This window comes from Ruegeria sp. BI12 (genome assembly GCF_056537985.1).
Map to the genome: position 1 here is coordinate 2,286,418 of NZ_JBQFSL010000001.1, position 22,633 is coordinate 2,309,050.

The window sequence follows — 22,633 nt, forward strand, 5'->3', positions numbered from 1 at the left end:
CCTCAGGCCTGTGCGCCATTGATTTCGTCCCAGGCGCGGTTGATATCGATCATCTTTTTCTCGGCCAGTCGCACAGCTTCTTCGGGAACCCCCCGCGCCAACATCGCATCGGGATGCGTTTCGCGCACAAGTTGCCGCCACACCTTGCGAATGTCGGGCAGCGGCATGTCCCGTGGCACTCCAAGAACCGTATAAGGATCGTTGGGCGCATCAGGTACAAACCTTGCACGCAAGGCCATGAACTGCGCATCGGTCTGGCCGAAAATCTGGCTGACCTCTTCTAAAAACTCGTTTTCATTGGGATGATAGAACCCGTCCGCCATGGCGATGTGGAACAACCCCTCCATCAGGTCGCACAGTGTAGTGCTATCCTCGGAAAACATTCGCGCGATCTTGCGGGCGTAATCCTGATAACCCGCGACATCTGTACGGGCCATGTTGAACACACGCGCCGCGCCTTCCTCGTCATCACGCGCGATCTGGAATACGTCGCGGAAAGCGGTGACCTCATCTCGCGTCACCTGCCCATCCGCCTTGGCCATTTTCGCACCCAAGGCGATCACAGCGATGGTGAAGGCCACCGACCGTTCGGGCGGCGAGCGCAGCTTTTCAAAGACTGCGGTAAGGCTTTCACCTTGGGCAAGCGCGCTCAGCGCATCGGATATACGGATCCAGATCGACATGAGCGCACCCTAGCGCCACAAATCGCGACTGTCAGGTGCAACAAAACCGTCGGCGGCAAGAATTTTCTGCATCAGAACAAGGTCCAGACGTTTTCCCCATTTGAACCCAACCTCGGGCATGCGCCCAACTTCGGAAAAACCCAAGGCTGTATGAAATAAAGTCGCCCCCGGGTTGGCCGACGAAATGCCGGCAACAAGCACATGTATTCCCTGAGCCCGGGCGGCGGCCTCAAGCGCCTGTATCAAAGCCCGCCCCATACCCTGTCCGCGCGCATCGGGGGCCAGTTGAACTGTCAATTCGCGGCATTGCGCATACCCAGGACCAGATCGAAAAGGGCCATAGGTGGCAAATCCAAGAACTTGTTCATCTCGTTCAGCCACAAGAAACGCCGGACCGCGTGTTTGGATATCATAGGCAATGCCGTCTTCACCGCGTTCGTCGGTTGTAAAGGTAATAAGTGTGTCGCGGATGATTGCGTTAGTGATAGCGGCAATCGCTTTGGCATCCGCAGCTTGAGCTTGCCTGACCCTCATTCCAACACGCGCTTGCCATGGGGTGTTTCAAACTCTGCTCGCAAAGCGGCGGGGCCGGTATCGAAAACCACGGCGTCCATTTCGCCTAGAATCCTCGCCAGCTCCAACCCGTCCGGATGAAAAACAACCAACCGATGCAAACGGCAGCCACTATCCTGCAGCATGCTCGCAGGGTGCAGGTCACCGTGCCACTGAATAAGTGCCGGAAACAGATTGTCGAAGGGCAGACGCCCGTTTGGCGGAACCGCCATCTGCCAGCGCAACGCGCCCCGGGCCAGATCAATCGGATGCCCGACGCCATCGGGGAAAGCGGAAAGGGAGGCAGAAATGTCCGGCACCCTGCAAATCCAGTTGGTAAGCCGGGGCGCGCCCTTGAACCGGTCCAGATCGAACCATCTGGTTCTTTGCGGGTTCGGAGCCTCCGGGTCAATTGCGATGGCCTCTAGGTACAGGCCATCCCGCAGCCCCAAAAGACGATTGTAGGTGCCGAACCTTTCATGCTTGCCGCCCGCTTGCAGCGTCACGCCCAACGCCTGTTCGATATGATCCGACGCCTCCTCGAGCGTTTCGCCCGCAACGGCCAGATGATCCAGTAACACGCAGCGCCTCCTATGAAAAACGACCGAACCCAATTGGGTCCGGTCGCATGTTTTCCCCAAAGGCGGGGAATCACAAGATTTTTTGACGAAAATCTTTGACCGCTTCAGCCTTTCGCTTCACCGATTAGCCGCAATATGTCCTGTGCGGCCTCAGGGATATTGGTGCCCGGGCCAAAGATCGCTTTGACACCGTGATCGTAGAGGAATTGATAATCCTGTTGCGGGATAACCCCGCCACAAATCACCAGAATATCCTCGGCACCGGCCTTTTTCAGTTCTTCGACCAGTTGCGGTGCAAGCGTCTTGTGACCTGCTGCCTGCGACGAGATGCCGATGACATGCACGTCGTTATCCACAGCGTCCTGAGCTGCCTCAGCCGGGGTTTGGAACAGTGGGCCAACATCCACGTCAAAGCCGATATCCGCAAAGGCGGTTGCGATTACCTTGGCACCACGGTCATGGCCGTCTTGGCCCATCTTGACCACCAGCAGGCGTGGGCGGCGGCCTTCGGCCTCGGCAAATTCTTCGATGGATTTCTGGATCGCAGCAAAGCCTTCATCGCCTTCATATGCCGCGCCATAGACACCGGCCAGCGTTTTCACTTCGGCGCGGTGGCGACCGAATTCTTTTTCCATTGCCATGCTGATCTCTCCTACGGATGCACGGGCGCGGGCGGCCTCAACGGCAGCAGCCAGCAGGTTTCCACCCTCGCGAGCGGTCTTGGTCAGAGCATCCAGCGCCTGTTGGCAAGCAGCCTCGTCTCGGGTTGCACGGATACGTTCCAATCGCGCGACCTGAGCTTCGCGCACGGCCACATTGTCGACGTCCAGAATGTCGATCGGGTCTTCCTGTTCCTTGCGGTACTTGTTGACGCCGACGATCACCTCGTCACCCCGGTCGATCATGGCCTGACGGCGGGCGGCGCTTTCTTCAATCCGCAGCTTGGGCATACCGCTGGCAACCGCCTTGGTCATGCCGCCCATTTCCTCGACCTCTTCCATCAAGGCCCAGGCTTTTTCGATCAACTCGTTGGTCAGGCTTTCGATGTAATACGAACCGGCCAGCGGATCGACCACATCGGTCACACCGGTTTCCTCTTGCAGAACCAGCTGCGTGTTCCGCGCGATACGGGCCGAGAAATCAGTGGGCAGCGCAATCGCCTCGTCCAGAGCATTGGTGTGCAGCGACTGGGTGCCGCCCAGAACCGCGCTCATCGCTTCATAGGCGGTACGGATCACGTTGTTATACGGGTCCTGTTCCTGCAGCGACACGCCCGAAGTCTGGCAATGGGTCCGCAGCATCTTGGAACGCTCTGATTTCGCACCAAAATCCGTCATCACCCGGTGCCACAGCGTACGCGCGGCGCGCAGTTTGGCGATCTCCATGAAGAAGTTCATGCCGATGGCAAAGAAGAAGGACAAACGTCCGGCGAACTTGTCGACGTCCATGCCAGCCTGCGTCGCGGCACGGACGTATTCCCGACCGTCGGCTAGCGTATAGGCCAGCTCTTGCACCAAGTTCGCCCCGGCCTCTTGCATGTGATAGCCCGAGATCGAGATCGAGTTGAATTTCGGCATCTCATTCGAGGTGAATTCGATGATGTCCGAGATGATCTTCATCGAAGGCTCAGGCGGGTAGATGTAGGTGTTGCGCACCATGAACTCTTTCAGAATGTCATTCTGAATAGTGCCGGACAGGACGGATTTGTCATGCCCCTGCTCTTCGCCTGCAACGATGAAACTGGCCAGAATTGGAACCACCGCCCCGTTCATGGTCATCGAAACCGAGACCTTGTCCAAGGGGATGCCATCGAACAGGATCTTCATGTCCTCGACGCTGTCGATGGCCACACCGGCCTTTCCCACATCACCAACCACGCGCGGGTGGTCGCTGTCATAGCCGCGGTGTGTCGCCAGATCGAAGGCAACTGAGACACCCTGTTGGCCAGCCGCCAGATTGCGGCGGTAAAACGCGTTTGATTCCTCAGCGGTCGAAAACCCTGCATATTGGCGGATTGTCCACGGACGCCCGGCATACATCGTGGCCTTCACACCGCGTGTAAATGGACCGAACCCGGGCAGTGACCCCATATGCGGCAGCTCAGCCGTGTCTTCCTGTGTATACAGCGGTTTGACGTCGATACCTTCCAAAGTCTCCTTCGTCAGGTCGTCCAACGGGCGTCCGCGCAGCTCTTTCTCGGCCAGCGCTTGCCAGTCTTTCGTATCGGTCATTGCGATTTCCTTTTCTCAATTCGGGTCGCGAACAGGCTGCACCTGCGAGTTTTGACGTTCCATGCCGTCCGCTGCGACGCGTGCGAACGCGATATTTTGAAGCTTGTGTGCATTTCGCCGGTCGCATTCACCGGCGTAGGGGCTATATTCAAACGAACAGGAGGCCCCATGACACGAACGCTTGCCCTTGTTTTATCGGCACTATTCCCGCTGGCCGCGATGGCCGCTGACGGGGCTGCGCCCGCTGAGGACGAGTTCGTCCGCCCTGCGGGGGATAGCGAACTCAGCGAATTCTTGTGGGTCAACCGACCCATCGTCGTATTTGCGGATACCCCCGCCGATCCAAGATTCCAGCAGCAGATCGACATGCTGGTCGAAGGCGAAGCGGCCATGCGGGATCGCGATGTCGTCGTGCTGACTGATACAGATCCGTCGGCCAAGTCCCCGATCCGGTCGCAATTGCGACCGCGCGGGTTCCAGATGGTGTTCGTCGACAAGGACGGTGTTGTCAAACTGCGTAAACCATCTCCGTGGAGCGTGCGCGAAATTGGCCGTTCCATCGACAAGACGCCCCTGCGCGAACGCGAAATTCGCGAACGGCGCGAGGGCGGCTGAACGCTTTCGCCACGCCCCAACTCCCCGACGCAGAACGCCGGGACACGATGGGGATATGACAAAAGCGCTTTCATGATCACTCGAACTCGATGATCACTTCATCCACGGCCAGGTTGTCGCCGGGGCCAGCATTGATCTTCGCGACCACGCCCTTCTTCTCAGCGCGTAGGATGTTTTCCATCTTCATCGCCTCGACGGTACACAGGGCCTGACCTTCCTGGACCTCCTGCCCCACTTCGACGTTGATCTTCACGATCAGGCCCGGCATCGGGCAAAGCAACAATTTCGAGGTATCGGGCGGCAGCTTTTCGGGCATCATACGGGCCAGCTCGGCCTGACGCGTAGTACGGACATGGACCTTGAGATCCGCGCCCCGGTTGCGAATTCGGAACCCGCCCGAGATTTTACCGACCTTCAGAACCAGTGGGCTGCCATCGACGTCCAGAACCGCCAGTTGATCTCCGGGTGTCCAGTCCGAAGTGACCCGCATGGTCGTATCGTCCGAGAATGTCACGGTTGCCCCATCCCGATCCGCATCGATCTCAACTGCATATTCCTGCCCTTGCAGGGTAACGACCCAATCAGAGCCGACCTTGCGTTCATGATTGTCCATCCGGCCAGAAACGCGGGTGCGGCGAATCTCGGCAACGCGGTGCATCGCGGCACAAGACGCGGCGATGCGGCGCAAGTCGGCCTCGGGCAGTTCAACGCCTTCGAACCCGTCGGGATATTCCTCGGCGATAAACGCCGTGGTCATGTCACCGCTGACGAATTTCGGATGGTCCATCACAGCCGATAGGAAAGGCAGGTTGTGGCCGATGCCTTCGACCTCAAAGCTGTCGAGCTCCACACGCATCGCTTCGATCGCTGCCTCGCGGGTCGGGGCCCAGGTACACAGCTTGGCGATCATTGGATCATAATACATGCTGATCTCGCCGCCCTCATAGACGCCGGTATCGTTCCGTACAGCTGTTTCACCTTCGGGCGCTTCGCCCTGCCACTTGCCGTTTACCAGCAGCGGGCCAGAGGCAACCTCCTGCGGCGGACGATAGCGGGTCAGACGTCCAATCGATGGCAGGAAGTTGCGATACGGATCCTCGGCGTACAGGCGGTTTTCAATGGCCCAGCCGGTCAGTGTCACGTCGTCCTGCGTGATTGTCAGCTTTTCGCCCGCTGCGACGCGGATCATCTGCTCGACAAGGTCAACACCGGTGATCAGTTCGGTGACCGGATGTTCGACCTGCAAACGCGTGTTCATTTCCAGGAAGTAGAAGTTCTTTTCGCCATCAACGATAAACTCAACCGTACCAGCGCTGGCGTATTTCACAGCCTTGGCCAGTGCCACGGCCTGTTCGCCCATCGCCTTGCGGGTGGCTTCGTCCAGGAACGGCGAAGGCGCCTCTTCGACCACCTTCTGGTTCCGACGCTGGATCGAGCATTCACGTTCGCCCAGATAGATTCCATTGCCGTGACTGTCGCACAAAACCTGAATTTCGATGTGCCGTGGCTGGGTCACGAATTTTTCAATAAAGATACGGTCATCACCGAACGAGTTTGCCGCCTCGTTCTTGGACGACTGGAACCCCTCGCGCGCTTCTTCGTCATTCCACGCGATCCGCATGCCCTTACCGCCGCCGCCGGCGCTGGCCTTGATCATGACCGGATAGCCGATTTCGTTGGAAATCTTGACGGCCTCATCGGCGTCTTCGATCAGACCCATGTAGCCGGGAACGGTTGAAACACCCGCTTCCTGAGCGATCTTTTTCGAGGTGATCTTGTCACCCATGCTTTCAATTGCTCCAACCGGAGGGCCGACAAAGGCGACGCCTTCAGCCTCAAGCGCCTCGGCGAACTTGGCGTTCTCAGACAGGAATCCATAACCGGGATGAACAGCCTGCGCGCCGCTTTGGCGGATGGCGTCCATGACCTTGTCTATCACGATGTAGGACTGGTTCGCAGGCGGTGGGCCAATATGCACCGATTCATCCGCCATCGCCACATGCAAGGCGTTCTTGTCTGCGTCCGAATAAATGGCGACGGTGCCGATACCCATCTTGCGGGCGGTCTTGATGACCCGGCAGGCAATCTCGCCCCGGTTTGCGATCAGGATCTTGTTAAACATGGAACGTCCTTTGGCTTGATGTTCTGAGAACGCAAAACGCCGCCGCAGGGAGCACTCCCTGCGACGGCGTGATGCGCGATGACGGTCGGGACGACGCGCGCCCCGGAAAACCCGGTATTACCTACAGTTGTTTTGCGTTTTGCAGTACAGGACGTTGCCGGCCGCGCCGACAACTGCGCCGAACAGCGGATCGGCGCTGACAACGGCCGCCCCGACGGCGCCCGCGCCGCCGCCAAGCAGCGCTTGTTCGCCTGTTGTGTCGCCACAGGCCGTAAGCCCTGCGCAGGTCGCCACTGCAAGTAAGAGTTTCGAGATTCGCATGATATCTGCCCCTTTTGGATTCTTGATGCGTTCGGGGGCAGATGTCGGATTTCGGCCTTGTTATTCAATAACAGGCAGTCTTGAACGGAATTTTGCGCAAGTTTGTGCTGCTTTACGTATGGTTGGTGCGCAAAGAAAAACGCGGGCAGGACTTTGTGAACTTCACAAGCCTGCCCGCGGAAGGAAGGGGTACGGAATAGTAGGTGCATGTGCGACGCAGGCAAAGTAGAGCCGCACGGCTCAAACAGGTTGCTTGGCACAATCGATTGCGTAAACAAAGTATTGTTTCCGACTAAGATTCCGGCTGGAAATCGCCCATTGGATGAATGCGCGCGCAGATTCACGCCTAGGTTTGGTGCTGTTTCGAATGAAATGCACGGCATTATAGCCGTCACGTTGCCGTTACTATTCTTCGTCAAATGAGCTGTTTCTGCGCTTGCAGCATCACGGACTACGGGATTGGTCGCCAGAAATTCCCGTCTCAAACGCAAAGGGTTAACCGATCTGTTCACCATCCGGTGAAACCGGGCCTGAAATCTTGCACATTTCCTTGAGAAAACAGGTGTTCTCCATCCCGTTCTCGTGATTTCCCTCATTGTCTCTTGCATGGAACGGTGCCGGTGCACACTCGCACACAAGGAATTATCCACATGATTGCAAAGAGAAAAACGGCGTTGCTGCTTGCCGTATCCGCGCTTGGCATGTCCGGCACTGTTACTTTTGCCCAAGATGCCCAGACGCAAGCGGAACTTGATGCCCTGCGCGCCCGTGTTGAAGCCCTGGAGGCTGGAAAACCAGGGGCTGGTACTGGTGACCTTCAAATCGGAAACACCACGCTTGACGTTTATGGGTACGTTAAGGCTGATTTCTTCTTCGATACCGACTTTGAATTGGGCGATCTTGCCGATGCGACCCGAATTGGCGAGCCAGCAGATGCCACCAGCGGCACTTTTGGGGCCACCGTGCGCCAATCGCGCATCGGACTTCGGACCAATACGCCATCCGCCATCGGTGACATCGCGGGCCAGCTTGAGGTTGACTTGTTTGCATCCGACGGAAACGCCGAATTCCGCCTGCGCCACGCCAATATCCGCATCGGTGACAATTGGTTGATCGGCCAGTACTGGACCAACTTCCAGCCGCTGGACACCTACCCGACTACCGTCGAGTTCAACGGTCCCGTTGGCATTCCCTTCGCTCGCGTCCCCCAGGTGCGCTATACGAACACACTCGGCTCCGACACAACCTTTGCGTTTTCGATCGAAGAAAACGTTGGTGGTTCGGACTCGAACGATCCCGTTCTGACCGGATCCATCGAGTACAACAACGACACCTACCTCGCCCGCGCCTCGGCCTTGTACGGCAAGGCCCAATCCGGAGCGGTCGAAGTGGACCAGACAGGCTTTACCCTTTCGGCTGGCATCCGGCCCTGGCAAGGCGGTCTGTTTCAGGTCAACTATGTCGATGGAGAGGCGTTGGGCCCCTATCTGATCGCCGCAGGTGACGCCATCGTCAATGGTCAGGCCAATGACGTGGATGGCTTTACCGTGGAGTTCCGCCAGGACCTCAGCCCCAAGTGGAACGTCGGCATCGCCTACGGGCAAGAAAACTACGACCTGCCGACCTCGACCGGGACCTTGTCCTTCACCGAAGTCGAAACGATCCACGTGAATGCCTTTTACAAAGCAACCGACAATCTGACCCTTAGCGCCGAATTCTTCTATGGCGAGCGCAACGACGAGCCAACCGGGCGCACCTTTGACAGCAACCGGATTCAATTGGCCGCACAGCTGAATTTCTGACGACACATAACGGCCCTGCCCCGACGTGGGCAGGGTTCCGGACCAGGACGGCCCCACGGTGTTATGTGCAACGACAGTCTGCACGATCAGCGCACCCCGTCGAAAATTTCGGGGAAGGAAATCCGACCCACATTCGGATCAATCACCAAAAGCGCATCGTAACTGGCGGGATCAAACGGATCCTCGGCCGGAACGACCTCGCGTTCGAAAAGCCAGCATAGCCGGCCGGCGTCCAGATTGCCCCGCTCAAAGGGCTGATCACCAAAATGCGCCCAAAGAGCTTCCATAAAAGCCGCATCCGCGCGTTTATCTGCAGGTTTGCGGTCCCGAAACCGCTCACGCCGGGTCAGCGGTGTCACGCCTTTGGGATTGGCTCGACGAATGGTGAACTGAAAGTCCGTGCCCGGCAGGCGACCGGGAAATCCGCGATGTTTCAGCATGGTTCCACCTCAATTGTACAAGGGGTCATGGGGATCAGATTTCCACATCCGTCACGGGATGATGTCATGGTGCGCACCTCCAAAGCCGCGTAGCTGTTCAGAAATGCCCTGACCGGATGAACTGAGGGTTTCATGGTCAAAGCCCCTCCCAGATACACCGGGACTGTTCCAGCCGGTAGGCTTCAAAGAACTGGGTGGCGTCAGGGGATGAACGCCCGAATTCAATGGGGCGATCCGACAGGGAAATGACCACCCGCGCCGGGTCCAGGTCGTATTTGGCCACATAAGCGACCGCAAGCGTCTGGCACAGATGTTCCATATCCACCGAAGCGATGTCGTATCCGATCCGGCCACTGTCTGATCCGATCTTGGGGGCAATAAAGCGGAACCGAACCCAAAGCTCGCCGGGGTTATCGTCCAGCAAAACGTCACTCAGGTGCACAGGCTGCCCGGACGGGACGGGCAACAGGTTTTCGGTATCAGCCAGAACAGGGGACACACAAACCGACAGCAGAACTGCTAAAGCGCGATCCCAGACTCGCCAGAAGCGAGCTCCTCTCTCCGGGATCGCGCGCGCTTGGCTGTGGGCCCGCGCTGTTCTATGTCTGGTAGGGCAACTCATTAGCAGTTGTGGCCTCAATGTCAATTTTTCACCAGAATTGCCTGCCCTAATTTGCTGTCTTAGACGAAATCCAAGCCGCTCCATTAGGGCAGATTCTTTGGCACGTTCCCTCAAAGCGGAATGTTATCGTGCTTTTTCCAAGGGTTCTTCACCTGCTTGTTGCGCAAGCTGGCGAACGCGCGCGATACGCGACGGCGGGTCGATTGCGGCATGATCACCTCGTCGATAAAGCCACGCTCGGCCGCGACGAACGGGTTCGCGAACCTGTCCTCATAGTCCTGCGTGTGCTGTGCGATCTTCTCGGCATCGCCCAGATCGGCACGATGGATGATTTCGGTCGCGCCCTTTGCGCCCATTACCGCAATCTCGGCTGTGGGCCAGGCATAGTTGAAATCGCCGCGCAGATGCTTGGAGGCCATAACATCATAGGCACCACCATAAGCCTTACGGGTGATCACGGTGACCTTTGGCACCGTGGCTTCACCGTATGCAAACAACAACTTGGCGCCGTGCTTGATCACTCCGCCATATTCCTGCGACGTCCCCGGCAGGAAACCAGGCACATCCACCAGCGTGAGGATCGGAATTTCAAAGCAATCACAGAACCGTACAAACCGCGCGGCTTTGCGCGAGCTGTCGATGTCCAGACAACCGGCCAGAACCATTGGCTGATTGGCCACAACGCCCACGGTCTGCCCTTCAAGCCGGATGAATCCAGTGATGATGTTCTTGGCGTAATCCTCTTGAATCTCGTAGAAATCGCCCTCATCCGCCACTTTGGTGATGAGTTCCTTCATGTCATAGGGCGTATTCGGGTTGTCGGGGATCAACGTGTCCAGCGAAGCTTCCAGACGGTCGGGCTCGTCAAAGAACGGGCGTACTGGAGGTTTTTCGCGGTTGTTGAGCGGCAGGAAATCGACCAGGCGGCGGACTTCGGCCAGTGCTTCTACATCGTTTTCGAACGCGCCATCTGCGACTGAAGACTTCTTGGTGTGTGTCGACGCGCCACCCAGTTCCTCGGCAGTGACAACCTCGTTTGTAACTGTCTTAACCACGTCGGGGCCGGTCACAAACATGTAAGAGGTGTCTTTGACCATGAAGATAAAGTCGGTCATTGCCGGGCTGTAAACAGCACCACCAGCACAGGGGCCCATGATGACGCTGATCTGCGGCACCACGCCTGATGCCATGATGTTGCGCTGGAACACCTCGGCGTAACCAGCCAGTGATGCCACACCCTCCTGAATTCGTGCGCCACCCGAATCGTTGATCCCAATTACAGGCGCACCGTTCTGAACGGCCATATCCATGATCTTGCAGATTTTTTGCGCGTGAGTTTCCGAGAGTGAGCCGCCAAAGACCGTAAAGTCCTGACTGAACACATAAACCATGCGACCATTAATCGTACCCCAGCCAGTGACAACACCATCACCCGCAGGCTTTTGATTTTCCATTCCGAAATCGGTGCACCGATGACTGACAAACATGTCGAATTCTTCAAAGCTGCCTTCATCCAAAAGCAGCTCAATCCGTTCACGCGCAGTCAGCTTGCCGCGTGCGTGTTGTGCGTCGATACGCTTTTGCCCGCCACCTAGTCGTGCGTTGTCGCGACGGCCTTCAAGTTCGGAAAGGATGTCTTTCATAGCGATGATCCCCTGTAAAATCTGGCCGGACACTATACTCTGACGCTACAAGACCAAAGCACCTTTCCGCAAATTTGCAAACTGTTGACAACAGACTTCTTGAATATTGTAAACTTGCTAATTTTTGTTTTCGGAACGCCAGACGGATGGCATTCCTATCCGCGGTGTCTATACATGTGAACCATGCAGTTTAGTTCTTCGTCGGCGCATCGGTCGCCACCAAAGATTACCACACTGGTTTTGCTGTCCGGACTGTCCGCGCTCAGCCTAAATCTGTTTTTGCCGAGCCTACCCAACATGGCCCTGCACTTTCAGGCTGACTACAAGGTCATGCAGCTGTCTATCGCTCTGTACTTGCTGGTCAATGCGGTGCTGCAGATCCTGATCGGACCAATCGCCGACAAGGCGGGGCGACGGCCTGTTCTGCTTTGGGGCTTGGTCCTATTTCTACTGGCCACGCTTGGGTGCATTTATGCCCCCAATGTCGAGGTCTTTCTTGTTTTCCGGATGTGCCAGGCAATCATCGTTGTTGGCATGGTTCTAAGCCGTGCGGCGGTTCGTGATCTGTACGACCAGGATCAGGCCGCATCGATGATAGGCTATGTGACGATGGGCATGGCCGTTGTCCCCATGATCGGCCCTGCGATCGGAGGCTTGCTGGAAGAGAGTTATGGCTGGAAAGCCAACTTCTGGCTGCCCTTCGTTCTTGGCGTAATGACGCTGATGCTTACCTATTCAGATTTTGGCGAAACGTCGGCCAAAAGCGGAAAAACACTGATTCAACAGTTCCGGGAATACCCTGAACTGCTGCAATCCCCCCGATTTTGGGGCTATTCGCTTTCATCCGCACTGTCATCTGGCGCGTTCTTTGCCTATCTGGGCGGCGCTCCCTTTATTGGCACCGAGCTTTTCGGCCTCAGCGCCGCCGAGGTCGGCATATACTTTGGCGCCCCTGCTGTTGGATACTTTTTGGGTAACTTCGTCAGCGGCCGCTATTCCGTTCACTTCGGCGTCAATAGAATGGTGCTTTGGGGCTGCTGGTTGAACGCGATAGGCGTCGCCATGTCTGCCGTATTGTTTTTGGCCGGTTTCGGAACAGCGCTCAGTTTTTTCGGCTTTATGACGTTTGTGGGCGTCGGAAACGGCATGACGATTCCAAACGCTACCGCCGGCGCGCTGTCGGTACGTCCGCATTTGGCCGCCACTGCTTCTGGGCTGAGTGGTGCAATCATGTTGAGTGGCGGCGCAGGCCTCAGTGCCCTTGCCGGAGCCTTGCTAACCCATGAAACCGGAGCGATGCCTCTGCTGTGGTTAATGCTGGCAACTTCGGTCCTAGCTGTCTGCGCAATTTTGTCTGTCATACGACGTGAACAGAAATTGGGTCTTTGACGCGACTTGTTTATATTGGTTTGCAAAGTTAGCTTGCCGAATTAGAAAAGTTGCAAAGGCCCGTTATGGCGACACAGAAACTCTATGCAGGTGCAAAGCTGCGTGAAATGCGCACACGCCTGTCACTGACCCAAAAGGAATTTGCCGCCAAACTGGGTGTTTCCCTGCCGTATCTGAACCAGATGGAAAACAACAACCGGCCGATTTCGACCACCGTTGTCTTGGCGCTGGCGCAAGAATTCGGAATGGATGTCACCGAGTTAAGCACTGGCGACAGCGAACGCCTGGTTTCGGACATGCGCGAAGCTTTGGCCGATCCGGTTTTTGACGACGCTATTCCGCCTCTGGCTGATCTCCGCCTGACGGCGTCAAACGCGCCTGCACTTGCACGGGCCTTCATCGCCCTACATCGAACCTATCGTCAGACGCATGAACGCTTGGCTTCCCTTGACGAAGCATTGGGGCGCGAAGATGCGCGGATCCAGGCCAGCCCTTGGGAGGAAGTTCGGGACTTCTTCCACTATTGCGACAACTATATCGACGCGGTGGACCGTGCAGCTGAACGATTTGCGGGGCGGGCCGAGGATGCCGGCGGCATTCGCGCGGCGGCCCTGGACAGCCTTGCGGAACGCGGCATCCGGGTACAATTCCCGGATATCGACGAAACCCGGAAGTACGACCCGGAAAACAAGACGCTGCTGCTTTCGTCCAGAACCGCGCCACAAACTCAGGTGTTTCAGTTGTTGTTGCAGGTCGCACTGATCAGCCAGGACAAACTGCTGGAAGCCACGCTGGATTTTGCCAAGTTTCAAAGCGACGAAGCCCGTTCAATTGCCAAGATCGGACTGGCCAACTACTTCGCCGGCGCATCGTTGATGCCGTATACCAAGTTTCTGACAATGGCAGAGGAATGCCGCCACGATCTTGAATTGCTCAGCAACCGGTTTGGGGCATCGATCGAACAGGTTGCGCATAGACTATCGACTCTGCAACGCCCGGGCGCCAAGGGGATTCCCTTCTTTTTCGTACGCGTTGATCAGGCCGGAACGATCACTAAAAGGCACTCGGCCACGCGCCTGCAATTTGCCCGGTTTGGCGGTGCCTGCCCCTTATGGAACGTGCACCGCGCTTTCGAAACACCCGGCCATTTTCTGCGTCAGCTTGCAGAAACACCCGATGGCGTTCAGTATATTTCTCTGGCTCGAGACGTGTCGAAATCCGGAGGCTCATACGGTGCACCGGTACGTCGTTATGCCATTGCCCTTGGGTGCGAAGTGCGCCACGCCGAGGCGCTGGTTTATGCCGACAATCTGGATTTCAACAACGCCAGCGCCTACGAGCCAATTGGCATATCCTGCCGCATCTGCGAGCGGCAGAATTGTCATCAGCGATCGGTTCCGCCATTGGAAAGACGCTTAACGATAGACGCCCATACCCGCGGCACCCTGCCCTATGAAGTCACCTGATCTTCACCTGGGCTGACAATATCCCAAGGGAGGCGCGGCCTGCCGCGACCGGGGTCGGAGCCCCCGTTATGCCTCAGGCTTTCGACAGGATAGCCCAGATCTCGTCTTTCAAACCCGCACGCTTCTTACGCAGGTCCGTTTCAGCAAGATCATCCATCGGCTCAACATTGGTTTCGGCTCGATGCACTTCACGGTTGATCTCATGGTATTCATCCGCCAGCCGCGCAAAATGAGCGTCCGTTTGCTTGAGCTGGCTCATCAGCTCAACCTTGTCCGGAAACTCTTCAGCCAGTTCGTGCGGGGTATGGGACATTCCTGTTCGCTCCTCAAAATATGTTGTTGCGATTCAAGTCTATTCGTCCGGTCCCCGTCAATCTTTGACGCGGATCAAATCATGCATTCGATCATCGCTGCGCAACCGCCCATTGGGGATTAATCCAAGGTTGGTCATTGGCTGCTGGCAGGGCATCCTTACCCAGCAGATGATCGGACATCTTCTCACCCACCATTATAGACGGCGCGTTCAGATTGCCATTGGTGATCTGCGGGAAGATCGAGCTGTCGGCAACGCGCAGCCCGTCTACGCCAATAACGCGTCCCTCGGGATCGACCACAGCGTTTTTGTCATCAGCCCGACCCATCCGGCAGGTTCCACAAGGGTGATACGCGCTTTCGGCATGTTCCGCGATAAAGGCATTGAGCGCTTCGTCAGACTGCACGTCCGCACCCGGCTGAATTTCTTTGCCGGAATACGGTTTGAACGCATCCTGCCCGAAAATTTCGCGTGTCAGGCGAATACAGGTGCGGAAATCTTCCCAATCCTGCTCGTGGCTCATGTAGTTGAAACGGATCACAGGCGCATCCTCGGCCTTGGCCGACCGAAGTGAGACCGCACCGCGCGAGGGCGAGCGCATCGGCCCGACATGCGCCTGAAAACCATGACCTTCTGCTGCCGCCTGACCGTCGTAGCGAACGGCGATCGGCAGGAAATGGTACTGAATATCAGGATACTCCACACCCGGCTTCGACCGGATAAATGCCGCACTTTCGAACTGGTTTGATGCACCCAACCCGGTCTTTGTGAACAGCCATTGTGCTCCGATCAGGCCTTTGCTGATCAGGTTCCAGTGCTTGTACAGTGTGATAGGCTGCAAGGACGCCTGCTGGATATAAAGCTCCAGATGGTCTTGAAGATTGCCACCCACACCCGGACGGTCCGCCACAATTTCGATCCCATGCTCGGCCAGATGCGCTGCCGGTCCGATACCGGAAAGCATCAGCAGTTTTGGAGAATTGATGGATGATGCTGCCAGAACCACTTCGCGCCGAGCGCGGATAACCTCAGTCTTGCCACCGCGGATCAATTCAACACCGGTCGCGCGACCGTTTTCAATGATCACTTTTGTGGCCAGTCCGCGCACGATATCGCAATTCTCGCGCTTGAGCGCAGGTTTCAAATAGGCATTCGCCGCAGACCAGCGCCGCCCTTTCCAGACGGTTTGCTCCATCGGGCCAAAGCCTTCCTGCTTTTGGCCGTTGTAGTCGCCGGTAACCTCGTACCCCGCCTGCTGACCGGCATCGACAAAAGCCTGAAACAGGGGATTCTCGCGCGGGCCGCGCGAGACATGCAGGGGCCCATCGGTTCCACGCCATGTCGGATCGCCGCCATGGCCACCATCATGCCAGGTCTCCATGCGTTTGTAGTACGGAAGAACATCCGCAAACGACCAGCCATCGGCGCCCATCTCGGCCCATGTATCGAAATCGCGCGCGTGGCCACGAACGTAGACCATGCCATTGATCGAAGACGAGCCGCCAATCACCTTGCCGCGCGGACAAGCCAATTCCCGATTATTGAGGTGCGGCTCGGGCTCTGACCGGTAACCCCAGTCATACATCGGCATGTTCATCGGATAGCTCAGCGCCGCTGGCATCTGGATGAACGGGCCGGCATCGGTCCCGCCATGCTCGATCACCAGAACCGACGCCCCGGCCCCGCTTAGGCGATATGCCATCGCGCACCCTGCGGATCCTGCACCGACGATGACGAAATCTGCTTCCATTTTAGTCTCCATGACCCGCCGAACTGCGTCTTGAACCCTTCGGCAGGAGTATTTTCAATAAGGTGAAGAGGCTATTCGCCGCGCGGGAAGCGGGCGTTTTCCTCTACGACATTCAGGTCCATGTGGTTGCGCATGTAACGCTCAGATGCTTTTTGCAGCGGCTGGTAGTCCCAGGGGTAATACCCACCCTGCCGCAAAGCCTCATAGACAACCCAGCGGCGCGCCTGACTGGCACGGACGTCGGCATCGAACTGGTCCAGATCCCAGCGTGCTTCGGATTTCTCGCGCAAAGTTTCCAGCGTGCCTGCGTGTTCGGGGTGTTCCGCAAGGTTTTCCAATTCATGCGGATCGTTTTCCAGATCGTACAGTTGATCGGGGTCCAAAGCGCAGCGATTATGCTTCCACTTGCCGTAGCGCAACGAAACCAGCGGCGCATATGACGCTTCAGCCGCATATTCCATCTTCACCGGCGCGGTCCGTTCCGTGCCGTTGGCCAGCGGAACAAGATCTTCGCCATCCGTCCACGGCGCGATCTCGGCCATATCGACACCCGCTAGCGCACCTAGGGTTGGCGTAACGTCGATTGTCGACACCGGCGTGTCGATCCGCCCCGCAGGCATTCCCGGTGCCGAGATCATCAAAGGCACACGTGCTGAACCTTCGTAGAAAGTCATTTTGAACCAAAGCCCTCGCTCACCAAGCATGTCACCGTGGTCCGAGACGAACATGATGATTGCCTCTTGCCGGGTTGTTTCCAGCACCTCGAGGATTTCACCGATCTTGTCGTCCAGATACGAGATGTTGGCAAAGTAAGCGCGGCGGGATTTGCGGATGTCTTCTTCGGTGATGTCGAAGCTGCGCCAATCATTGGCGTCAAATATGCGCTTAGAATGCGGATCCTGATTGTCATAGCCAAGGTCTGCAACCTCGGGCTGCAGGTGTTCGCAATCTTCGTAGAGGTCCCAGTATTTGCGACGCGCCACGTAGGGATCATGGGGGTGCGTAAAGCTGACGGTCACACACCAAGGGCGGTCGTCCTTACCGCGGGCCAGATCGTACAGTTTGGCCTTGGCGTTGTATGCGACCTCGTCGTCATACTCCATCTGGTTTGAGATTTCGGCCACACCTGCGCCCGTCACCGAGCCCATATTGTGGTACCACCAGTCAATCCGTTCACCGGGCTTGCGGTAATCGGGCGTCCAGCCGAAATCGGCAGGGTAAATATCGGTTGTCAGGCGGTCCTCGAACCCGTGCATCTGATCTGGGCCGACAAAGTGCATCTTGCCGGACAGGCAGGTGTAATAACCCGCGCGGCGCAGATGGTGCGCGTATGTCGGGATATCACTGCGGAATTCTGCGGCATTGTCATAGACACCTGTGCGCGAGGGCAATTGACCGGACATGAAGCTGGCCCGCCCTGGCGCACACAGGGGCGACGCCGTGTACGCATTGGCAAATCGGGTCGAGCGTTCCGCCAGTTTTTTCAGGTTCGGAGCGTGAAGCCAGTCAGCGGGACCATCCGGAAAAAGGGTCCCGTTAAGCTGATCCACCATCAGGATCAGAATGTTCGGTTTTGTCATTTTTCAGCCTCGAGCAGAGTGTTGAGGACACGCATTGCGTGGTTAACGGCCAGTTGCGGCTCTTCCGGCGCGCTTAGCGCGGCGCGGATATATAGCCCGTCGATAAGGGCGATCATGTTTTCAGCCGCTTCGACCGGGTCGCCAAGCAACGGGCGCAGAGCATGGGTCAGGTTCGACCGGATGCGTGCCTGATAGATTTGCCACAGGCGCAATGCGTCATCATTGGTTTGGGCCAGCACGTAGAATGTCATCCAGGCTGCGATGACATCCGGAGTGAAACATGACGGCGCAAAACAGGCCCGGATAATCGCCTGCGCGCGCTCTTCCGGAACGGCATTTTTCAGCTCCCCTCGGGCCTCGTCAGCAAAGTCCGAGAGAATTCGGCGCATGGCAGCCAGAAAAATCTGATCCTTGCCACCGAAATAGTGATGCGCCAGTGCGCTGGACATACCTGCACGCTTGGCGATCTGGCTGACAGTCACATCAAGGGATTTTTTCGACCCGAGCTCGGCGATTGTTGCCTTGACGATCGCGTCACGGCGGATTGGCTCCATTCCGAGTTTCGGCATCGCTATCCCCTCATTACGTGTACCGGGAAACGCTAAGGGGTTTTTATTGACCCGTCAATCAATAACGTTTTAAGCGGCCGTGAACGGCTAGAGTTTTGGTGCGATGCTTGGGGTCGTCAAGCTGCTGCGGTTCAAAACCGCCTCGCGCCAGGCAATGAAGCTGACCGCCAGAAGAATCACCGTACCACCCGCGACAACCCAAATGTCGATGCTTTCCTTAAAGATCAGTGCCCCCAATAGCGTGGCCCAGATCAGCTGCAGGAAGGTGACGGGTTGCGTAACCGCAACCGGGGCCGCCTTTAGCGCAAGCGTCATGAAGTAATGGCCTGCCGTGGCAAAACTGGCCACCAGAAACAGGACACCAAGATCACGCAGGCTGGGCGGGGTCCAGACTGCCATTGCAAAGGGGATCAAGGCGATCGTCACCCAGATCGACATGTGGGCCACAACGACCGAGGGCGGCAGGTCGCGCACAAGCACTTTGGCGATAAGGTAAGACCCCCCCAAAGTCAGGGCCGTGCCCAGCATTGTGATATGACCGGGCGAAATCTCGCGGAAACCCGGTCTGAGGATGATCAAAACGCCGACCAGCGCCACGCAGATCGCAGCGATCCGTCGGAAAGCCAGCTTTTCACCCAGAAACAGCGCGGCCCCCAGTGTTACATAAACCGGCGTCATGTAGTTCATCGCCGTGACCTCAGCCAGCGGGATCTGTGTCATCGAGAAGAACCACAGCATCACGGCCAATGCATGGACGATGCCGCGCGTGCCCAACAATACAATGTGCCTGCGCGTCAGATGGGTTTTCAACACCAGACGCAGTGCGGGCAACAGAAAGATCAGGCCGAACGCAAACCGCAAAAACGCGGCCTGTATCGGATCCATTGTTGGACCCAGCGACTTTACCAATGCAGTCATAACCACAAACGACAGGCCTGCCGAAAACATCCAGAGCATACCCGCCAATGGGCGGTGTTGGGCGGCTAAAGTTGACATGTTAACGGTTGAACACCTAATCCCCGGCAGAGGCAACCCGTCACATCAACACAAGTTTGGCAGCAATCGCCAACATGACTACGCCGATAACCAAGTCTAACACCTGCCACGCCCGTGGCCGCGCAAAAACCGGGGAAAGCATCCCTGCCCCGTAGCCCAATGAAAAGAAGAAAACAAAGCTGGAGATCATCGCACCAAGTGCAAATGCCATGCGATCATCATACTGAGCTGATATTGATCCAATCAGAACAACGGTATCCAGATAGACATGTGGGTTCAGCCATGTGAACGCGAGTACCGTCAGCAGAACAGACTTCAGGCTGACACGCTCACCCTCACGAACCTCCATCACTGCTCCACCGCGCCATGCAGAATTCAGGCTGCGCAAACCGTACCATGTCAGGAAGATCGCCCCGCCAAATCGCATGACGGTTTCAAACCAAGGCAGGGCGTGTGCCAATGTTCCAAATCCGGCAACACCAGCGGCGATAAGAATGGCATCTGATACCGCGCAAGTCAGGCACAGGGGGAACACGTGTTCACGCCGCAAGCCCTGTCGCAGAACAAAGGCGTTTTGCGCGCCGATGGCGAGGATCAGGCTGAAGCCAAGCACAAAGCCTGCGAACAATGATGTGAACATGAAACCTCCGATAGTCTGAGCCGTTGACTACGCGCCCAGCGAACATCTATCAATTTAAAGAAACTGTTCTGAATTAAGTCAGGCTAATGTTACTGGACCCAAACCACCTTTCGGCACTATCCGCCATCCTGCGACGTGGCAGCTTTGATGCGGCCGCCTCGGAGCTTGCAGTTACGCCTTCCGCGATTTCGCAGCGGATCAAGGCGCTGGAAGACCTTGTAGGAGCAACCCTGATCAACCGGGGATCCCCCTGCACTGCCACTCCAATGGGTTTACGCATCGCGCAACATGCCGAGGATATCGGATTACTTGAGGCGCAGTTGGCCCGGGAACTGACGCTTGATCAGACCAATGGCCCCGCGCGCGTGCGCATCGCCGTTCCCGCGGATGTTCTGGCCACATGGTTCATCAATGCCATGTCGCAGGTCGACGGCCTGCTGTTCGATCTGGTTGTTGACGATCAGGACCATTCGGCAGAATGGCTGCGACGCGGAGAGGTCAGCGCGGCCATAACTGTCGGCGGTGATACGATCCCCGGCAGCGACGCCGTCGCCCTAGGGTCTCTGCGGTACATCCCAACAGCCAATCCCATGTTTATACGCAAGTGGTTCGCTGACGGAGTGAATGCCGACACGTTGTCCCGCGCCACCTGTTTGACATTCAACCGGAAAGACGGCCTGCAAAAAGCTTGGATCACGCAACAGACAGGCCAACGGATATCGCCGCCTTCGCATTTCCTGCCGTCTTCGCAGGGGTTTGTAGAAGCGGCAATAGCCGGGATCGGGTGGGGAATGAACCCGGAAAACCTTGCACGCCGAGCGCTGGAAGATGGCCGTTTATGTCCTTTGATGCCCGGCGCGCGGCTCGATGTACGGCTGACTTGGCAGGTGGGACGCGTACTATCCACGGCGCTGGCCCCGCTGACTGCCGCAGTCAAAAGCGCCTCGCATGTAGCCCTACTTCAGCCGGACACCTCAGATCAGGCCTGAACCGTCGCTTTATCACCGGGTACAACCACGCGGTAACAGGCGAGCGCGGCGAAAACGCTTATGACGACAATGAACGCGATAGCCCAGGCAACCTCGTGCAAATGCGCAACGCCTGCCAGTGCCGCCGAGAATAGCACACCAGAGATACGGCAAATGCTCTTGACCGCTGCGGCACCTTTGACCCGCTGCTCTTTTGGCGCGACGTCCAGAAAGTACAGTTTGCGTGCGCTGCCGATACCCGTCACGGCGACAGTTACGATAAACAGGGCGATGGCGTGCAGGTGAACATCATGGTCCATGCCCAGAAAATGCACGGACAAAAGCGCACCGCCCGTCAGCGCCACCATAAGATTTCCGGTGACCATCACGGCCCGATGCGATTTCATGTTTATCAATTGCCACAACGGAGCGGACACAAGGTACCCTGACGCAGACGAAACGATCATTGCCGTAAGCCCTCTGGCCGAACTGTGATGCGCCTCGGCCGCGATGAGTGCAAAGAACGGCACAGACAAGGACACAACAACCAGCGGCATGCGCATGACCATGTACCGGCGAAACCAGGCCTGATCGAACATCGCGGCGATATCGGTGAAGTTCTCGATGAACTTTCTTTTCCTGCCCGTTTGTGCGCCTTTTTCTTCCGTCGGGCCAGCATCTTCGGACATCATCAGGATCGACAGGCCAGACAACACAAAGAACGTCACCGATACAGCGATAACAGCGGAATGGCGCGAGAACGGTGGATTCTCTTTGGTGATCTCATGGACCAGTAAGGCGAGGCCAATTGCGCCTAAGCCACCTACCCCAAGTTGCAGATAATGCATGATCATCCGCGATTTGGAACGCACGTGATCGCCCAGCAGATCGGTATACATCAGCGACTGAATCTCTTCGATCAGGCCGATCATGAAAAACGCCAAGACAAAGGCCAGCCCAATGACCGGCACGACCCCGGTTGCGGCCACCAACAAAGCCAAAATCAGGCACGCACCAATTGCGATCTCGGTCATCGCGATCGCACGTTTCTTGCGTTCACGCGCCGCGATGGGTTGCGCCAGAAAAACGTCCGAGATCATGCTGCCCACCATTCGCACCGACACCAGCGCGCCGGCTATGAACATCGGAAGCTCGAGCGACACGGCCAGAAACGGCAAAACCACGGATGGGCTGCCCAAGGTCCACGCCACCTGAGACAGAATGCTTTGCCCGGCCAGAACCGGAATGTTTCTTTTGGGCGTTAGCTGCGAATTGTCCGTCATTCGGGCGTGTTGGTTCCTCGGCTCGCGACTGGGACTGTCGGTTGGGTTTGATCAATGTATGGTACTC

Annotated in this window: 21 protein-coding genes; 5 read left to right on the forward strand and 16 right to left on the reverse strand. The window is 57.1% G+C overall.

All coding sequences use genetic code 11. The features are described 5' to 3' along the window. Positions 1–2: 2 nt before the first annotated feature. From ACR0AK_RS11550 to scpA, 4 genes are all read right to left on the reverse strand, one after another. Positions 3–683 (reverse strand): molecular chaperone DjiA, encoded by a 681-nt coding sequence (locus ACR0AK_RS11550; RefSeq protein WP_170558697.1) that lies wholly within the window; start codon positions 681–683, stop codon positions 3–5. Between the two features lie 9 nt (positions 684–692). Next, entirely contained in the window at positions 693–1,217 is a 525-nt protein-coding gene (locus tag ACR0AK_RS11555; RefSeq protein ID WP_480793399.1) for an N-acetyltransferase family protein, read from the reverse strand. After that, positions 1,214–1,816, reverse strand: a complete 603-nt coding sequence (locus ACR0AK_RS11560; protein ID WP_480793400.1) for a VOC family protein — start codon at positions 1,814–1,816, stop codon at positions 1,214–1,216. The genes ACR0AK_RS11555 and ACR0AK_RS11560 overlap by 4 nt, the downstream gene beginning before the upstream one ends. A gap of 104 nt (positions 1,817–1,920) precedes the next feature. Then, positions 1,921–4,047 (reverse strand): methylmalonyl-CoA mutase, encoded by a 2,127-nt coding sequence (scpA, locus tag ACR0AK_RS11565; protein WP_480793401.1) that lies wholly within the window; start codon positions 4,045–4,047, stop codon positions 1,921–1,923. A 168-nt stretch (positions 4,048–4,215) separates the two neighbouring features. Between scpA and ACR0AK_RS11570 the strand changes: the two genes are divergently transcribed. Further along, entirely contained in the window at positions 4,216–4,662 is a 447-nt protein-coding gene (locus tag ACR0AK_RS11570; RefSeq protein ID WP_170558705.1) for a DUF4174 domain-containing protein, read from the forward strand. Positions 4,663–4,738: 76 nt separating this feature from the next. On the opposite strand, the gene ACR0AK_RS11575 is transcribed toward ACR0AK_RS11570, so the two are convergent. Then, positions 4,739–6,784, reverse strand: coding sequence for an ATP-binding protein (locus ACR0AK_RS11575; RefSeq protein ID WP_480793402.1), 2,046 nt, complete (start codon positions 6,782–6,784; stop codon positions 4,739–4,741). A gap of 117 nt (positions 6,785–6,901) precedes the next feature. Next, entirely contained in the window at positions 6,902–7,105 is a 204-nt protein-coding gene (locus tag ACR0AK_RS11580) for a hypothetical protein (protein ID WP_170558710.1), read from the reverse strand. 650 nt (positions 7,106–7,755) lie between these two features. Between ACR0AK_RS11580 and ACR0AK_RS11585 the strand changes: the two genes are divergently transcribed. Further along, positions 7,756–8,907, forward strand: a complete 1,152-nt coding sequence (locus ACR0AK_RS11585; protein ID WP_480793403.1) for a DcaP family trimeric outer membrane transporter — start codon at positions 7,756–7,758, stop codon at positions 8,905–8,907. Between the two features lie 86 nt (positions 8,908–8,993). Here ACR0AK_RS11585 and ACR0AK_RS11590 read toward each other — a convergent pair whose 3' ends face one another. The 3 genes from ACR0AK_RS11590 to ACR0AK_RS11600 form a co-directional block, all read right to left on the reverse strand. Continuing rightward, complete coding sequence (locus ACR0AK_RS11590) at positions 8,994–9,347, reverse strand: hypothetical protein (protein WP_170558713.1); 354 nt, start codon at positions 9,345–9,347, stop codon at positions 8,994–8,996. Between the two features lie 136 nt (positions 9,348–9,483). Next, positions 9,484–9,846 (reverse strand): DUF6497 family protein, encoded by a 363-nt coding sequence (locus ACR0AK_RS11595; protein ID WP_480793404.1) that lies wholly within the window; start codon positions 9,844–9,846, stop codon positions 9,484–9,486. 233 nt (positions 9,847–10,079) lie between these two features. After that, complete coding sequence (locus tag ACR0AK_RS11600) at positions 10,080–11,612, reverse strand: acyl-CoA carboxylase subunit beta (RefSeq protein WP_170558717.1); 1,533 nt, start codon at positions 11,610–11,612, stop codon at positions 10,080–10,082. Between the two features lie 183 nt (positions 11,613–11,795). Here ACR0AK_RS11600 and ACR0AK_RS11605 point away from each other — a divergent pair, with 183 nt between their 5' ends. Both ACR0AK_RS11605 and ACR0AK_RS11610 read left to right on the forward strand, forming a co-directional pair. Further along, positions 11,796–13,001, forward strand: a complete 1,206-nt coding sequence (locus ACR0AK_RS11605) for a multidrug effflux MFS transporter (protein ID WP_480793405.1) — start codon at positions 11,796–11,798, stop codon at positions 12,999–13,001. A 65-nt stretch (positions 13,002–13,066) separates the two neighbouring features. Then, on the forward strand, positions 13,067–14,467 hold the full coding sequence (locus ACR0AK_RS11610) for a helix-turn-helix domain-containing protein (protein WP_170558721.1): 1,401 nt from the start codon (positions 13,067–13,069) through the stop codon (positions 14,465–14,467). Between the two features lie 73 nt (positions 14,468–14,540). On the opposite strand, the gene ACR0AK_RS11615 is transcribed toward ACR0AK_RS11610, so the two are convergent. From ACR0AK_RS11615 to ACR0AK_RS11640, 6 genes are all read right to left on the reverse strand, one after another. Next, positions 14,541–14,780 carry an HP1242/YdcH family protein gene (locus ACR0AK_RS11615; protein ID WP_170558723.1) on the reverse strand — a complete coding sequence of 80 codons (240 nt, stop codon included), beginning with the start codon at positions 14,778–14,780 and terminating at the stop codon, positions 14,541–14,543. 91 nt (positions 14,781–14,871) lie between these two features. Then, on the reverse strand, positions 14,872–16,530 hold the full coding sequence (gene betA / locus ACR0AK_RS11620) for a choline dehydrogenase (protein WP_480793406.1): 1,659 nt from the start codon (positions 16,528–16,530) through the stop codon (positions 14,872–14,874). Between the two features lie 71 nt (positions 16,531–16,601). After that, positions 16,602–18,110: a choline-sulfatase gene (betC, locus tag ACR0AK_RS11625; RefSeq protein WP_480793407.1), complete on the reverse strand. Its 1,509-nt coding sequence runs from the start codon at positions 18,108–18,110 to the stop codon at positions 16,602–16,604. Further along, complete coding sequence (gene betI, locus ACR0AK_RS11630) at positions 18,107–18,679, reverse strand: choline-binding transcriptional repressor BetI (protein ID WP_170558729.1); 573 nt, start codon at positions 18,677–18,679, stop codon at positions 18,107–18,109. Before betI ends, betC begins: the two co-directional genes overlap by 4 nt. 87 nt (positions 18,680–18,766) lie before the next feature. Continuing rightward, positions 18,767–19,675 (reverse strand): DMT family transporter, encoded by a 909-nt coding sequence (locus ACR0AK_RS11635; RefSeq protein WP_480793408.1) that lies wholly within the window; start codon positions 19,673–19,675, stop codon positions 18,767–18,769. Between the two features lie 40 nt (positions 19,676–19,715). Continuing rightward, a complete protein-coding gene (locus ACR0AK_RS11640) occupies positions 19,716–20,315 on the reverse strand; it encodes a LysE/ArgO family amino acid transporter (RefSeq protein WP_480793409.1) in 600 nt (199 codons plus the stop codon). A gap of 86 nt (positions 20,316–20,401) precedes the next feature. Here ACR0AK_RS11640 and ACR0AK_RS11645 point away from each other — a divergent pair, with 86 nt between their 5' ends. After that, a complete protein-coding gene (locus tag ACR0AK_RS11645; RefSeq protein ID WP_480793410.1) occupies positions 20,402–21,304 on the forward strand; it encodes a LysR family transcriptional regulator ArgP in 903 nt (300 codons plus the stop codon). Here ACR0AK_RS11645 and ACR0AK_RS11650 read toward each other — a convergent pair. Next, a complete protein-coding gene (locus ACR0AK_RS11650) occupies positions 21,295–22,566 on the reverse strand; it encodes an MFS transporter (RefSeq protein WP_480793411.1) in 1,272 nt (423 codons plus the stop codon). The genes ACR0AK_RS11645 and ACR0AK_RS11650 overlap by 10 nt on opposite strands. Positions 22,567–22,633 lie beyond the last annotated feature (67 nt).

Excerpts from the sequence above, each read along its gene's own strand:
- ACR0AK_RS11640 (WP_480793409.1), bottom strand. The coding sequence starts at position 20,315 with ATGTTCACATCATTGTTCGCAGGCTTTGTGCTTGGCTTCAGCCTGATC.
- ACR0AK_RS11575 (WP_480793402.1), bottom strand. The coding sequence starts at position 6,784 with ATGTTTAACAAGATCCTGATCGCAAACCGGGGCGAGATTGCCTGCCGG.
- ACR0AK_RS11635 (WP_480793408.1), bottom strand. The coding sequence starts at position 19,675 with ATGTCAACTTTAGCCGCCCAACACCGCCCATTGGCGGGTATGCTCTGG.
- ACR0AK_RS11580 (WP_170558710.1), bottom strand. The coding sequence starts at position 7,105 with ATGCGAATCTCGAAACTCTTACTTGCAGTGGCGACCTGCGCAGGGCTT.
- ACR0AK_RS11615 (WP_170558723.1), bottom strand. The coding sequence starts at position 14,780 with ATGTCCCATACCCCGCACGAACTGGCTGAAGAGTTTCCGGACAAGGTT.
- ACR0AK_RS11550 (WP_170558697.1), bottom strand. The coding sequence starts at position 683 with ATGTCGATCTGGATCCGTATATCCGATGCGCTGAGCGCGCTTGCCCAA.
- ACR0AK_RS11555 (WP_480793399.1), bottom strand. The coding sequence starts at position 1,217 with ATGAGGGTCAGGCAAGCTCAAGCTGCGGATGCCAAAGCGATTGCCGCT.
- scpA (WP_480793401.1), bottom strand. The coding sequence starts at position 4,047 with ATGACCGATACGAAAGACTGGCAAGCGCTGGCCGAGAAAGAGCTGCGC.
- ACR0AK_RS11585 (WP_480793403.1), top strand. The coding sequence starts at position 7,756 with ATGATTGCAAAGAGAAAAACGGCGTTGCTGCTTGCCGTATCCGCGCTT.
- ACR0AK_RS11570 (WP_170558705.1), top strand. The coding sequence starts at position 4,216 with ATGACACGAACGCTTGCCCTTGTTTTATCGGCACTATTCCCGCTGGCC.
- betI (WP_170558729.1), bottom strand. The coding sequence starts at position 18,679 with ATGCCGAAACTCGGAATGGAGCCAATCCGCCGTGACGCGATCGTCAAG.
- ACR0AK_RS11650 (WP_480793411.1), bottom strand. The coding sequence starts at position 22,566 with ATGACGGACAATTCGCAGCTAACGCCCAAAAGAAACATTCCGGTTCTG.
- betC (WP_480793407.1), bottom strand. The coding sequence starts at position 18,110 with ATGACAAAACCGAACATTCTGATCCTGATGGTGGATCAGCTTAACGGG.
- ACR0AK_RS11645 (WP_480793410.1), top strand. The coding sequence starts at position 20,402 with ATGTTACTGGACCCAAACCACCTTTCGGCACTATCCGCCATCCTGCGA.
- ACR0AK_RS11600 (WP_170558717.1), bottom strand. The coding sequence starts at position 11,612 with ATGAAAGACATCCTTTCCGAACTTGAAGGCCGTCGCGACAACGCACGA.
- betA (WP_480793406.1), bottom strand. The coding sequence starts at position 16,530 with ATGGAAGCAGATTTCGTCATCGTCGGTGCAGGATCCGCAGGGTGCGCG.
- ACR0AK_RS11590 (WP_170558713.1), bottom strand. The coding sequence starts at position 9,347 with ATGCTGAAACATCGCGGATTTCCCGGTCGCCTGCCGGGCACGGACTTT.
- ACR0AK_RS11605 (WP_480793405.1), top strand. The coding sequence starts at position 11,796 with ATGCAGTTTAGTTCTTCGTCGGCGCATCGGTCGCCACCAAAGATTACC.
- ACR0AK_RS11610 (WP_170558721.1), top strand. The coding sequence starts at position 13,067 with ATGGCGACACAGAAACTCTATGCAGGTGCAAAGCTGCGTGAAATGCGC.